At 48.2% G+C, this 13,297-nt stretch carries 11 protein-coding genes; 8 read left to right on the top strand and 3 right to left on the bottom strand.

Annotated features, from left to right (window positions below; translation table 11 throughout):
• Nucleotides 1–1,485, top strand: a complete 1,485-nt coding sequence (locus DWZ40_RS14095) for an L-fucose/L-arabinose isomerase family protein (RefSeq protein WP_118543630.1) — start codon at nucleotides 1–3, stop codon at nucleotides 1,483–1,485.
• Between the two features lie 184 nt (nucleotides 1,486–1,669).
• Here DWZ40_RS14095 and sigG read toward each other — a convergent pair whose 3' ends face one another.
• Nucleotides 1,670–2,446, bottom strand: a complete 777-nt coding sequence (gene sigG / locus DWZ40_RS14090; RefSeq protein WP_118543629.1) for an RNA polymerase sporulation sigma factor SigG — start codon at nucleotides 2,444–2,446, stop codon at nucleotides 1,670–1,672.
• 280 nt (nucleotides 2,447–2,726) lie between these two features.
• Between sigG and DWZ40_RS14085 the strand changes: the two genes are divergently transcribed.
• The 4 genes from DWZ40_RS14085 to DWZ40_RS14070 all read left to right on the top strand — a co-directional run bounded on the left by DWZ40_RS14085 (nucleotide 2,727) and on the right by DWZ40_RS14070 (nucleotide 7,092).
• Nucleotides 2,727–3,266, top strand: a complete 540-nt coding sequence (locus DWZ40_RS14085) for a histidine phosphatase family protein (RefSeq protein ID WP_118543628.1) — start codon at nucleotides 2,727–2,729, stop codon at nucleotides 3,264–3,266.
• A 125-nt stretch (nucleotides 3,267–3,391) separates the two neighbouring features.
• The gene (locus DWZ40_RS14080) at nucleotides 3,392–4,417 is read left to right on the top strand and encodes a DUF362 domain-containing protein (protein ID WP_118543627.1); all 1,026 of its coding nucleotides are present in this window, start codon (nucleotides 3,392–3,394) and stop codon (nucleotides 4,415–4,417) included.
• A gap of 292 nt (nucleotides 4,418–4,709) precedes the next feature.
• The gene (locus DWZ40_RS14075; RefSeq protein WP_347560094.1) at nucleotides 4,710–5,759 is read left to right on the top strand and encodes an aminotransferase class I/II-fold pyridoxal phosphate-dependent enzyme; all 1,050 of its coding nucleotides are present in this window, start codon (nucleotides 4,710–4,712) and stop codon (nucleotides 5,757–5,759) included.
• Between the two features lie 226 nt (nucleotides 5,760–5,985).
• Nucleotides 5,986–7,092: a J domain-containing protein gene (locus DWZ40_RS14070; protein WP_118543625.1), complete on the top strand. Its 1,107-nt coding sequence runs from the start codon at nucleotides 5,986–5,988 to the stop codon at nucleotides 7,090–7,092.
• Nucleotides 7,093–7,141: 49 nt separating this feature from the next.
• Here the strand turns inward: DWZ40_RS14070 and DWZ40_RS14065 are convergent, their stop codons facing one another.
• The gene (locus tag DWZ40_RS14065; protein WP_118543624.1) at nucleotides 7,142–7,720 is read right to left on the bottom strand and encodes a methylated-DNA--[protein]-cysteine S-methyltransferase; all 579 of its coding nucleotides are present in this window, start codon (nucleotides 7,718–7,720) and stop codon (nucleotides 7,142–7,144) included.
• Between the two features lie 199 nt (nucleotides 7,721–7,919).
• Between DWZ40_RS14065 and DWZ40_RS14060 the strand changes: the two genes are divergently transcribed.
• Entirely contained in the window at nucleotides 7,920–9,146 is a 1,227-nt protein-coding gene (locus DWZ40_RS14060; protein WP_118543623.1) for an AAA family ATPase, read from the top strand.
• Nucleotides 9,147–9,348: 202 nt separating this feature from the next.
• Here DWZ40_RS14060 and DWZ40_RS14055 read toward each other — a convergent pair whose 3' ends face one another.
• Nucleotides 9,349–10,116 (bottom strand): type III pantothenate kinase, encoded by a 768-nt coding sequence (locus DWZ40_RS14055; protein WP_118543622.1) that lies wholly within the window; start codon nucleotides 10,114–10,116, stop codon nucleotides 9,349–9,351.
• 239 nt (nucleotides 10,117–10,355) lie between these two features.
• Here DWZ40_RS14055 and coaBC point away from each other — a divergent pair, with 239 nt between their 5' ends.
• Nucleotides 10,356–11,546 (top strand): bifunctional phosphopantothenoylcysteine decarboxylase/phosphopantothenate--cysteine ligase CoaBC, encoded by a 1,191-nt coding sequence (gene coaBC, locus DWZ40_RS14050; RefSeq protein ID WP_118543621.1) that lies wholly within the window; start codon nucleotides 10,356–10,358, stop codon nucleotides 11,544–11,546.
• A gap of 134 nt (nucleotides 11,547–11,680) precedes the next feature.
• Nucleotides 11,681–13,273 (top strand): peptide chain release factor 3, encoded by a 1,593-nt coding sequence (locus DWZ40_RS14045; protein ID WP_118543620.1) that lies wholly within the window; start codon nucleotides 11,681–11,683, stop codon nucleotides 13,271–13,273.
• Nucleotides 13,274–13,297 lie beyond the last annotated feature (24 nt).

Here is a 13,297-nt window from a genome sequence, read left to right as displayed (position 1 = left end):
ATGAACAACATTCCAGAAGTAAAAGTAGGCATTGTTGCGGTGAGCCGTGACTGTTTCCCGGAGTCATTGTCCGTGAACCGCAGAAAAGCACTGGTCGAGGCGTACCGTAAAAAGTACGATGCAAAGGATATTTATGAGTGCCCGGTCTGCATCGTAGAGAGTGAGATCCACATGGTGCAGGCACTGGAAGACATTAAGACGGCTGGCTGTAATGCATTGGTTGTATATCTTGGAAACTTTGGTCCGGAAATTTCGGAGACACTGCTGGCAAAGCATTTTGATGGACCGAAAATGTTTGTGGCAGCTGCAGAGGAGAGCAAGGACAATCTGGTACAGGGACGTGGGGACGCTTACTGCGGTATGCTGAATGCGAGCTACAATCTGGCATTGCGCAATATCAAGGCATATATCCCGGAGTATCCGGTTGGAACTGCAGACGAGTGCGCAGATATGATTCATGAATTTTTGCCGATCGCGCGGGCTGTCATCGGTCTGTCTGACTTAAAGATCATCAGTTTTGGCCCGAGACCGTTAAACTTCCTGGCATGCAATGCGCCAATCAAACAGCTTTATAACCTGGGCGTGGAGATTGAGGAAAACTCTGAACTGGATTTGTTTGAAGCTTTCAACAAGCATGCGGGAGACCCGAGAATCCCGGATGTTGTGGCTGACATGGAACAAGAACTGGGTGAAGGCAATAAAAAACCGGAGATCCTGCCTAAGCTTGCCCAGTATGAACTGACCCTGCTTGACTGGATTGAGGCACATAAGGGCTACCGCAAATATGTGGCGATCGCCGGGAAATGCTGGCCTGCATTCCAGACCCAGTTTGGCTTCGTGCCATGCTATGTCAACAGCCGTCTGACGGGACGCGGTATCCCGGTATCCTGTGAGGTAGATATCTATGGCTGCTTGAGCGAGTTCATCGGAACCTGCGTGAGCCAGGATGCCGTAACGCTTCTGGACATCAATAATACCGTGCCGTACGATCTTTACGACAGCGAGATCAAGGACAAATTCGATTACAGAAGCCACGATGTATTTATGGGCTTCCACTGTGGCAACACCAGCACGAAAAAGCTTTCCTTCTGCCAGATGAAGTACCAGCTGATCATGGCGAGAAGCCTTCCAGAAGAAGTGACCCAGGGAACCCTGGAGGGAGATATTGTTCCGGGTGATATTACCTTCTTCCGCCTGCAGAGCACCGCAGATAACAAGCTGAGAGCTTATGTGGCAAACGGAGAGGTTCTTCCAGTGGCAACGCATTCCTTTGGAAGCATCGGCGTGTTCGCAATTCCAGAGATGAAACGCTTCTACCGTCATGTGCTGATCGAAGGAAACTTCCCGCATCACGGTGCCGTGGCATTCGGCCATTACGGAAAGGCACTGTATGAAGTGTTTAAGTATATCGGCGTTGATGGGAAAGAGATTGGTTACAACCAGCCGGCGGGTGTGCGTTATCCGACGGAGAATCCATTTGCGTAAAAAATGAAAAAAGATGATCAGAATCACAGCGGGGTACGGCTGACGTATCGTGTGAAATAAGAGGTGAAAATAAGGCAGCCATCTGTATAATGCAGATGGCTGTTTCCGTGTGCAGATCGGGGAGACACCAGTGGCATGTCCGTCGATTTGCAGATTAAGAAGTACAAACGAAAACTTTCTGGATTTAGCTTAGATAATTTCGCATGCTTTTCAGCGCATTTTTCTCCAGCCTTGACACCTGTGCCTGGCTGATATGGATTTCTTCTGCCACTTCTGTCTGGGTCTTTCCCTCGAAAAAACGAAGGTCTATGATGTGCCGTTCCCGTTTCGGCAGCCGGTCCATGGCTTCCCGCAGGGAGATTTCTTCGACCCAGCTTTCTTCGGAACTCTTTTTATCCTTGATCTGGTCCATGACGTAGAGCGGGTCACCGCCATCGGTAAAGATAGGCTCGTACAGGCTGACCGGACTCTGGATGGCGTCCAGCGCATAGGTGATCTCTTCTTTGCTGATCCCAATCTCCTGGGCAATTTCCATGAGGGTTGGTTCGCGGGAATTTTTGCGGGTCAGTCCTTCTCTTGCATAGATGGCTTTGTAGGCGGTATCCCGGAGGGAGCGGCTGACCCGGATCGAATTGTTGTCACGCAGATAGCGACGCACCTCCCCTAAGATCATGGGAACCGCGTACGTAGAAAAGCGGACATTCTGGGTGATATCAAAATTGTCAATGGCCTTGATCAGGCCAATGCAGCCGATCTGAAACAAGTCATCGACATTTTCATTGCTGCTGGAAAAACGCTGGATCACGCTTAAGACCAGTCGTAAATTTCCTTTGATGTACTGTTCTCTGGCGTCCTTATCGCCATCCAAAATGCGCCGGAAAAGTGCATCTTTTTCCTCGTTCGTAAGCAGGGGCAGCTTCGCCGTATTGACTCCGCAGATTTCCACTTTGTAGCCTGCCATGTTCCTTACCTCCGCAGATGATGTTTATGGGCTGTAACGATTCAGCATGAGATTTTGTTATGAACCGTTACATTTGATTTCTATAAAGATGATTTACGGAAATGAGGGGATTTATACGTTGATGGCGCTTCCAGAAACTGGATTTTACATTGCAATTAGGAGAAAGGTTGTTTATGATAAAGTCAGAATACTTGCAGTGCATAAGGTGAAACAATCCGGTATCATAGAGGAAGTGAGACAAGTGTGCAGCGGGCAGAACTGGATAAAGGAGCAAAGAACAATGGGACATTTTTATTTCGTAAGACACGGCCAGACCATCTGGAATGTAGAAGGAAAAATCTGCGGGGCAACCGATATTGCCCTGACGGACCTGGGACACAAACAGGCGATAGAAACAGGAAAAAAGATTCTGGAGGAGCACATTCATGCGGACGAGATTTTGTATTCTCCGCTGATGCGCGCGGCGGATACGGCAAAACATATTTCTGAGATGACCGGGATCCCAGCCCGGATGGAACCGCGCCTGAAGGAGCAGAACTTTGGCAAATGGGAGTCTACGCCGCGAAAGGGCGCGGAATTTCAGCAGGCGAAGCAGTCGTTTGCCTGCAGTTATGAGGGCGGCGAATCCATGCTGCGTCTGGCCCAGCGGATTTACAATCTGCTGGATGAGATCAAGGCGCAGTCGGATGAGAAAACCTATATTCTGGTGGCGCATAATGGAATTGCCCGGGTAGTACAGTCCTATTTTACGGATATGACAAACGAGGAGTTCGCGGCGTATGGTGTGAAAAACTGTGAGGTTGTGCGGTATGATTTCTGAGAATCCTCGTAAAGCAGCAGAATGAGCGTATGTAATGGCTGGAAAAATATAAAACAAACACTTGACGTAAAGCCAGGTTTAGGATCTATGATATTTTTAGAATGGTAAAAAAGGAGGATTTATCTATGAATGACCAGAAACCAGTTGCAGCAACCAATGGCGACCAGTATGTACCATATGACCAGAGAACCGGCAAGGAGTCCGTTGTTTATTTTACCAGAGACCTTTCTGAGGAAGGGTTAAAGAAGGTTTATAACCGCATCAAGGAGCATATTTCCGGAAAGACCGGCGTGAAGCTTCACACCGGCGAGAAGAACGGTCCGAATATCATCCCGCGTCCGTGGGTAAAGGAGCTTCTGGCTTCCGAGCTTCCGGATGCAAACATTGTGGAGACCAACACTTACTACGAGGGAGACCGCTATACCACCGAGCAGCATCGGGAGACCTTAAAGGTAAATGGCTGGACGTTCTGCCCGGCCGACATTATGGATGAGGACGGAACTGCCATGCTTCCGGTTAAAGATGGCAAATGGTTCACCGAGATGAGCGTTGGCAAGAATCTGTTAAACTATGATTCCCTGCTTGTCCTGACTCATTTTAAGGGTCATGTGATGGGTGGTTTCGGCGGTTCTAACAAGAACATCGGTATTGGCTGCGCAGACGGAAGAGTCGGCAAGGCGATGATCCACACGGTAGAAGGTTCTGATCATATGTGGAGCATTGCTACTGAGGAGCTGATGGAGCGGATTACCGAGTCTACAAAGTCTGTTGTCGATCATTTTGGTGACCACATTGCGTTTGTGAATGTGATGCGCAATATGTCTGTTTCCTGTGACTGCGAAGGCGTTGCAGCAGAGCCGGTTGTTACGCCGGATGTGGGCATTGTGGCATCTGCAGATATTCTGGCAGCAGATCAGGCCTGCGTGGATATGGTCTTTGCCATGAAAGAGGATGAGCACAAGGCTCTGACAGAGCGTATGCTTACCCGCCACAGCATGCGCCAGCTTTCCTATATGAAGGAAATGGGCATGGGCAATAACCGCTATCGTCTGATCGACCTCGATAACGATGATGAGGTGATCGATGCAGCAAAGGCTGTTGAGGGCGTGGTGCCGTTTGGGCAGGTGAGGAAAATTAAGTATAGCAAGTAAGAAATTGATCTTTCAATAAAATAGAGAAGGTCCGGAAAAGCGTGAAAAAGCGCTTTTCTGGACTTTTTTGTTGCTCTATGCATTCAGAGAAAGCAGCTCGTGATAATTCTTGGTTTTGAAGTAGGTCGTGAAGTGGTATTGAAGTAGAACATGAAGTGGTATTGAAGTAGGTCGTGAAGTGATATTGAAGTAGCATGGAAGCTGACATTGAAGTAATATTGAAGTTGATAAGGAAGCTTTTATGAAGTAAAATAAAACAGTCTATAGAATTTGATTGCTACATTTAGGAGAAATGACTATGAATACGAAATTATCATTCGCAAGTGACTACATGGAAGGTGCGCATCCTTCTATTTTAGAAACATTACAGGAAACCAATTTTCTGGCATCCCCGGGCTATGGAACGGATTCTTTCACGGAGTCTGCAAAGCAGAAGATCCGCGAGGCCTGCAAGGCACCGGGTGCAGAGGTGTATTTTCTGGTTGGAGGAACCCAGACCAATGCTACGGTGATCGATGCGCTTTTGCAGTCCTATCAGGGTGTGATTGCCGCAGATACCGGTCATGTCAGCATGCACGAGGCAGGTGCGATCGAGCACAGCGGGCACAAGGTGCTGACGCTGCCTCATGAGCTTGGGAAGCTTTCGGCAGAGGAAATCCGTGCATACCTGAAAACATTTTGGAGCGATGAAAACCACGAGCATATGGTCATGCCTGGTATGGTTTACATTTCCCAGCCGACGGAGTACGGCACGCTTTACTCCAAAAAGGAATTAGAGGATATCAGCAGCGTCTGCCGTGAATATCAGATCCCGCTTTATGTGGACGGTGCCCGTCTGGCGTATGCGCTTGCGTCTCCCGCAAACGATGTTTCCCTGCAGGATCTGGCTGAGTTGTGTGATGTTTTCTATATTGGCGGCACCAAGTGCGGAGCATTGTTTGGCGAGGCGGTTGTGATTCCGAAGGCCGGACGGATCCCGCATTTCTTCACGATCATCAAACAGCATGGTGCACTTTTGGCAAAGGGAAGAATCCTGGGAATCCAGTTTGATGTTTTGTTTACGGATCACCTTTATGAGCAGATTGGAAAAACAGCGGTTGCATTGGCAGCAAAGATTCAGGATACGATAAAAACAGCCGGAATTCCGCTGTATCTGGAATCTCCGACCAATCAGGTCTTTTGCATTATGGAAAATGCCCGTCTGGAAGCATTAGGAAATGAGGTGGAGTACAGCTTCTGGGAAAAGGCTAATGAGACCCACACAGTGATCCGCTTTGCGACAAGCTGGGCGACACAGGAGGAAAACGTGGAGAAGCTGTGTGAATTGCTGAGAAGAGAATAGCGGAAAGTGTTACGATTTGCAGGCAGGAATTTCCTGAATCAGCAGATGCGTTACTCGTGCCTTCCCGATATGCAGTGCAATGAAAAATGTGTTTTTTGTGTTAATTTTTCTCCCTCCCCTTGTTATTTGAAAAATGCGTGTTATAATACAAATAGAACAAAACTATAACGACAACAATAACATTTTTCTTCAGGCAGCAGCCGCTTCAGAAGGTAAGGTGAGAAATATGGCAGCAAAGAAAGATTTTTATGAAGTTCTCGGTGTTTCCAAAACAGCGAATGACGCAGAAATAAAGAAAGCATACCGTAAGTTGGCAAAGAAGTATCATCCAGACAGCAATCCGAATGATACCGTGGCAGCAGAACGGTTTAAAGAGATCAATGAAGCATATGACGTTTTAAGTGACCCGGAGAAAAAGAAACTGTACGACCAGTTTGGCGCGGCAGCGTTTGAAGCCGGGTTTGATCCGAAGGCAGCAGCCGGAGGATATGGCGGCTTTGGTGGATTCAGTGGTGGAGCCGGTGGTTTTGGCGGCGGCTTCCACGGATTTTCCGGCGGTGCGGGTGGTTTTCACGGTTTTTCGGGTGATCCAAACGGCGGCTATCAGGAGTTCCATTTCGAGGGCAATCCGGAAGATATGGACGATATTTTTGGCGGCATGTTCGGAGGTATGTTCGGTGGACACGGAAGCAGGCAGAACGGCACTGGCTCGAACAATCAATCTGGAGGAAGCGGACGAAGCAGCTTCCATGGTGGTTTTGGCAACAGTGGCTTCCAGAGCCGTGGTCAGGATGTAACTTCCGACTTGACGGTTACGTTTGATGAGGCAGCATTTGGCTGCGATAAGATCATCACACTGACCGGCTCGGATGGACGCAAGCAGACCTTAAAACTTCATATTCCAGCTGGTATAGAGGATGGCAAGAGCATCCGTCTGCAGGGCAAAGGCGGTGCCGGAATCGGCGGCGCACAGGACGGAGATCTTTTGATCTGCATTCATGTCAGTGAAAAACCTGGATTTACCAGAAAAGGAGCAGATGTGTATACGACAGCCAACATTCCGTTTACGACAGCGGTTCTTGGCGGAGAAGCAATCATCCAAACCTTAAATGGACGGGTATCCTGCCGCATCAAACCAGGGACCCAGTCCGGCTCCAAGATCCGTCTGAAGGGCAAAGGTGTAGCCAATATGCGTGACCCGAAGACCTTTGGCGACTTATATGTCACCGTTCAAATTGAAGTGCCGACGAATCTGTCGGCGGAAGCACTTGCGAAACTGAAAGAATTTGAGAAGGCCAGCAGTGGAAAGAAGGGCGGATTTCACGCCGCGTAAATGAGAAGGGACTTGTGTGTGAAATGACTGATCTATAGAGTGGATTATTTCACAGTGCAGTCCCTTTTTGGGGGATAAAGAACCTGCTCATATCAGTATGTTCCAATTCCAACAGCTTTACTTTATTACCAATCCCGCCTGCATATCCGGTCAGACTTCCATTCGTGCCCACCACCCGGTGGCAAGGCACGATAATGGAAACCGGATTATGCCCGACAGCGCCGCCGACAGCCTGGGCTGACATTTTTGCGAGTCCATGCCGGTCGGCCAGTTTCCTGGCAAGAGCTCCGTAGGTAACGGTCTGCCCATAGGGAATTTCCAGCAGCAGCTTCCAGACCTCCATGCGGAAATCGGAGCCGGTCAGATGAAGCTTTGGTGTGAAATCGGGTTTCTTTCCCTGAAAGTAAAGATCCAGCCAACGGCGGGTATCGGTAAGAATTTCAGAAGCTTCTTTCTGACCGGCAGCAGCAATGCCGGTCGGAGTCTTCTCAATTTTTTTATATTCTTTGTTCTCTAAAGTATCTGCAAAATATTTCCCATTTTCCAGCCACAGTCCGGTAAGACCTGCCGAATCAGCTGCAAGCAGGAGCGTCCCGAGGGGCGAAAAATAGGTGGATGTGTATATCATAAAAATCCTCCGTGAAGTTCCTAATCAATAAGATGTTACTGTTCATGCGAAATGTCAGTAACAATAATTTTACTACGAAATAAGAAATTGGGAAACAAGAAATAAGCGCATTGTGGTATTTGAGATGCTGCGTTATAATATCTTTACAATAAGCATGTGAAAAGAAAGTCCATAGATATTTTTGATCTGGAGGTGAAACATGGGAAGTTATCTGAATCCGGGAAATGCGCTTTTTAAGATGGCAGTGAATTCTCAGATTTTTATCGATAAAAGTATGCTGATCCAGGCAACGAATCAATGTATGAATACGATGCAGCGGTTTGTTTGTGTGAGCCGGCCGAGAAGATTTGGAAAGTCCGTTGCTGCAGATATGCTGGCAGCTTATTATGACAGAAGCATCGATTCCTCTGCATTGTTTGAACATTTAAAGATCAGTAGCCAGGCATCTTATCAGAAACATTTGAATCAATATGACGTTATAAAAATTAACATACAGGAATTTTTGAGTGGGACACAAACGGTCGATGAAATGCTGCAGCGGATACAGAAATTTCTGATCTATGATCTTATGGACGTATATGGTGAGGTAAGATTCCGTGATGATAAAAATTTGATTCAGGTGATGAAGGATGTATACGCATATACAGGGCATCCGTTTGTTATATTGATCGATGAATGGGATTGTCTGTTTCGGGAATATCAGCGGAGTGAGACAGCACAGAAAAAATACCTTGATTTTTTGAGAGCATGGCTGAAAGATCAGAGTTATGTGGCTCTGGCTTATATGACAGGAATTCTTCCGGTTAAAAAGTATGGTTCCCATTCAGCATTAAATATGTTTACAGAGTATTCCATGACGGAACCAGGAAATATGGCCCCATATTTTGGTTTCACAGAGGAAGAGGTACAAGAACTCTGTGAGCTTTATCAGATGAATTTCGAAGAGGCGAGGGCCTGGTACGATGGGTATGGGTTAGTTCAGCATGAGCGTACGGGAGAAATTCGATATTCCATGTATAGCCCCAAGTCGGTGGTTGAGGCAATGCTGCGTCATAAATTTGGAACATACTGGAATCAGACAGAAACTTACGAGGCATTAAAGCTTTATATTCGCATGAATCTGAATGGTTTAAAAGATGCAGTGGTCAAGATGCTTGCGGGGGAAAATGTATCGATCAATACCGGAACGTTTACGAATGATATGACAAATTTTTCCACAAAAGATGACGTGCTGACACTGTTGGTCCATTTGGGATACCTGACTTACGATAGTGAAAATGAAACCGTGACAATTCCCAACAAAGAAGTTTCGCAGGAATATATCAATGCACGAAAGGATTATCGTGGGAATTTGCTTCTGGCGGGAATCAATTATGAACGGAATACAAAAACACATAGCTGTGTTATTGAAAAAATAACAATTTAAGTATATGACAAGGGCCGTGTGAGTTGCCGAAAGGCAACTCACACGGCCCTATTAAAGTGAAATAAATAGTTGTTTTCTCCGTCAAAATAAATTTCTTCTCCATAATACGCTTTGATCGCCATAATAGAAGCCCCCTGTGAAATCCACGCTTATGCTGCTATGCCCTGATGCTGTTTGTTTCCTGCAATAGGTGCAGGATAAACTATGCCTTGTTTTTTTCGTATAGGATCATGAGCCCCTTTAGCAGAAGGGCATCGTCGTAAATGATCTTGTGGCGGCAGAGCGGAACCACAAAGCGGGAAAGTCCGCCGGTCGCAATGATCGTGGCTGGTTCGCCGAGTTCTTCTTCCATATGGTCAATAATTCCGTCGATCATGCCGGCATTGCCGTACATGATGCCGCTGCGCATACAGTCGATGGTGTTTTTCCCGATGACGTGCTTTGGAATGTCCAGGCTGATGGATGGCAGCTGTGCCGTTTTGCTGCTTAAGGAGTCTAAGGAGACCCGAAGACCCGGATAGATGATTCCGCCGATGTAATTTCCGCTTTTATCGACCACGGACATGGTCGTCGCGGTTCCCATATCGATGATGATGATCGGTCCCGGGTATTCGCGGATCGCGGCAACGGCGTCTACGATCATATCGCTTCCTACAGTCTTCGGGTTATCCATGATGATGTTCATGCCGGTTTTGATACCAGCGCCGACCAGCATGGGATGATAACCTAAAATCTTCTTTACAGCAGAAGAAATCGGTGCATTGAGCGGCGGAACGACGGACGACATAATGGCCCCTTCAATGTCGGATGGATTGATCTGGTGGATTTCCAGAATGTTCTTGATGTTGATGGCATACTCAGTGCCGGTTTTTGCGTGGTCTGTGGTGACGCGCTCTACAAAATAGGTTTTCTGGGAATCGATACAGCCGATAACAATGTTGGTATTTCCCATATCCAGTGCTAAAATCATGGATGAAGCTCCTTTTTTCTTTATTGTCTGCAGCAGTGAAAGGTCTGTCTGCAGCCGAATTTTTCTGGGTCTGCACAGCAAAGGTACAGACGTATAGATTATCTACAATCTTACCATATTTTACAGGGAAAGACAATCGGAATACACGCGTCTTGTCGTTTCTGCCCCTTTTATTGGCGGTTGAAATATGATATACTTATAAGACCGTTTGTATGAAAAATGAGGAGGCTTTGACTCTTATGTTAAAAGGAAAAACTGTGCTGCTGGGTGTCAGCGGCGGAATCGCTGCCTACAAGATCGCAAGCCTGGCAAGCATGCTGGTAAAGCAGCATGCCAATGTGCATGTGATCATGACACAGAATGCCACCAATTTTATCACCCCGACAACGTTTGAAACCCTGACGGGAACGAAGTGCCTGGTGGACACCTTTGACCGGAATTTTGAGTTCCAGGTGGAACATGTATCGCTGGCAAAGCAGGCGGATATTTTTATGATCGCACCTGCTACGGCCAATGTGATCGCCAAGGTAGCCCATGGTCTGGCAGATGACATGCTGACGACGACGTTTCTGGCCTGCAAAAAGCCGAAATATATCGTACCGGCCATGAATACCCAGATGTACGAAAATCCCATTACGCAGGACAATCTGGAAATCTGCAGAAAGTATGGCATGCATGTCATTGATCCGGCGAGCGGTTATCTGGCCTGCGGTGATACCGGAGCCGGAAAGATGCCGGAGCCGGAGACCTTGTTTGAGTATATTCTGCAGGAGCTTGCCTGTGAGAAGGATCTTGCCGGAAAAAAGGTTCTGGTAACAGCCGGACCGACCAGGGAGGCAATTGATCCGGTGCGCTATATCACCAATCATTCCACGGGAAAGATGGGCTATGCCATCGCGCGGGCAGCCGCAAGGAGAGGTGCCGAGGTGACGCTGGTGAGCGGACCGGTGGATCTAAAAGCGCCGCTTGGCGTGAAGCTGGTGCCGGTGGTCAGTGCAAAGGATATGTTCGATGCCGTGACCTCGGTCAGCGACCAGCAGGATGCCATCATCAAGGCAGCAGCGGTGGCTGATTACCGCCCGGCGGTTGTGGGTACGGAGAAGACGAAAAAGAGCGACGGCAACATGAACATTGAGCTGGAGCGCACGGACGACATTCTTGCATGGCTGGGTGCGCACCGGAGAGCGGGACAGGTGCTTTGCGGTTTCTCCATGGAGACCCAGAATATGCTGGAGAATTCCCAGGCGAAGCTTGCAAAGAAAAAGGTGGACATGATCGTGGCCAACAGTCTACGGACAGCCGGAGCCGGATTCGGCACCGATACCAATATCGTGACGGTCATCACGAAGGATGGCGCCGAGGAGCTGGAGCTGATGAGCAAGGATGCGGTGGCGCACGAACTTCTGAATCGTATTTTTCCACATGCTTAGTTCTTGCAAAAGCAGAGTGTGTCTGGTAAACTGTAAGTTTGGAACGAGAAATAAAAGCGGATAGATTCAGACCGCTTTCACCTTATATACATTCGGAAATTTCGAATGTACAATATAGAACGGAGGACAAACTTTTGTCGAATATAACAGAAGAAATCAAGAAACGAAGAACCTTTGCGATCATTTCCCACCCGGATGCCGGTAAGACAACCCTGACGGAGAAATTCCTGCTTTACGGAGGTGCCATTAACCTGGCAGGTACCGTAAAAGGAAGAAAGGCCGCAAAGCATGCCGTATCCGACTGGATGGAGATCGAGAAGGAGAGAGGTATTTCCGTAACCTCATCCGTTATGCAGTTTGAATACGATAACTACTGCATCAACATTCTGGATACCCCGGGACACCAGGACTTCTCTGAGGATACCTACCGTACCCTGATGGCGGCCGACAGTGCGGTCATGGTTATCGACGGTTCCAAGGGTGTTGAGGCACAGACCATCAAGCTGTTCAAGGTCTGTGTCATGAGAGGCATTCCGATCTTTACCTTTATTAACAAGATGGACCGCGAAGCGCGCGATCCGTTTGAACTGATGGATGAGATCGAGAACGTGCTTGGCATCCGTACCTGTCCGATCAACTGGCCGATCGGTTGTGGAAAGAACTTCAAGGGTGTGTATGACCGCCATGAGAAGACCATTACCACATTTACGGCTGCCATGGGCGGACAGAAAGAGATCGATTCCCAGACCTTCCCGGTAGAGGGAACCGATGTCGAGGCGGTGATCGGAGCCGATTACCACCAGCAGCTGTTAGATGAGATCGAGCTTTTGGACGGCGCAGCCGATGAGTTTGACCAGGAACGTGTCAGCCGCGGTAATTTATCCCCGGTATTTTTCGGTTCTGCACTGACCAACTTTGGTGTTGAGACTTTCCTGCAGCATTTCCTGAAGATGACGACTTCCCCGCTGCCGAGAAAGGCGATCACAAGAGAGATCAGCCCGTTTAACGACGATTTCTCCGCGTTTGTCTTCAAGATCCAGGCAAACATGAATAAGGCACACCGCGACCGTATCGCGTTTATGCGTATCGTATCCGGCAAGTTCGAGGCCGGCATGGAAGTAAACCATGTGCAGGGCGGCAAGAAGATCCGCCTGTCCCAGCCGCAGCAGATGATGGCGCAGGACAGAAAGATCGTCGAGGAAGCATATGCAGGCGATATCATCGGTGTGTTCGATCCGGGTATTTTCTCCATTGGTGATACCTTATGTCTCTCCAACGAGAAGTTCGAGTTCGAGGGCATCCCGACCTTCGCACCGGAGCATTTCGCACGCGTGCGCCAGATCGACACCATGAAGCGCAAACAGTTTTTAAAGGGTGTCAGTCAGATCGCCCAGGAAGGTGCGATCCAGATCTTCCAGGAGTTCAACACCGGTATGGAGGAGATCATCGTTGGCGTAGTCGGTGAGCTGCAGTTTGAGGTTCTGACCTACCGCCTGGAGAATGAGTACAATGTAGAGGTAAAGCTGGAGAAGCTGCCGTACGAGTACATCCGCTGGATTGAGAACAAGGACGAGATCGATGTGGCCAAGATCCAGGGTACCTCCGACATGAAGCGCATCAAGGACTTAAAGGACAACCCGCTTCTGATCTTTGTCAACAGCTGGAGCATTGGCATGGTAGAGGACCGCAACCCGGGATTAAAGCTGAGTGAGTTCGGGCGTAACTAGAAGTCATAAAAAATATATGGAGGA

It is taken from the genome of Clostridium sp. AF32-12BH (assembly GCF_003477935.1).
Taxonomy (GTDB): domain Bacteria; phylum Bacillota; class Clostridia; order Lachnospirales; family Lachnospiraceae; genus Brotaphodocola.
This window is presented reverse-complemented; position numbering and strand designations above follow the sequence as displayed.

Excerpts from the sequence above, each read along its gene's own strand:
- DWZ40_RS14060 (WP_118543623.1), top strand. The coding sequence starts at position 7,920 with ATGGGAAGTTATCTGAATCCGGGAAATGCGCTTTTTAAGATGGCAGTG.
- DWZ40_RS14065 (WP_118543624.1), bottom strand. The coding sequence starts at position 7,720 with ATGATATACACATCCACCTATTTTTCGCCCCTCGGGACGCTCCTGCTT.
- sigG (WP_118543629.1), bottom strand. The coding sequence starts at position 2,446 with ATGGCAGGCTACAAAGTGGAAATCTGCGGAGTCAATACGGCGAAGCTG.
- DWZ40_RS14095 (WP_118543630.1), top strand. The coding sequence starts at position 1 with ATGAACAACATTCCAGAAGTAAAAGTAGGCATTGTTGCGGTGAGCCGT.
- DWZ40_RS14075 (WP_347560094.1), top strand. The coding sequence starts at position 4,710 with ATGACTATGAATACGAAATTATCATTCGCAAGTGACTACATGGAAGGT.
- DWZ40_RS14055 (WP_118543622.1), bottom strand. The coding sequence starts at position 10,116 with ATGATTTTAGCACTGGATATGGGAAATACCAACATTGTTATCGGCTGT.
- coaBC (WP_118543621.1), top strand. The coding sequence starts at position 10,356 with ATGTTAAAAGGAAAAACTGTGCTGCTGGGTGTCAGCGGCGGAATCGCT.
- DWZ40_RS14070 (WP_118543625.1), top strand. The coding sequence starts at position 5,986 with ATGGCAGCAAAGAAAGATTTTTATGAAGTTCTCGGTGTTTCCAAAACA.
- DWZ40_RS14080 (WP_118543627.1), top strand. The coding sequence starts at position 3,392 with ATGAATGACCAGAAACCAGTTGCAGCAACCAATGGCGACCAGTATGTA.
- DWZ40_RS14085 (WP_118543628.1), top strand. The coding sequence starts at position 2,727 with ATGGGACATTTTTATTTCGTAAGACACGGCCAGACCATCTGGAATGTA.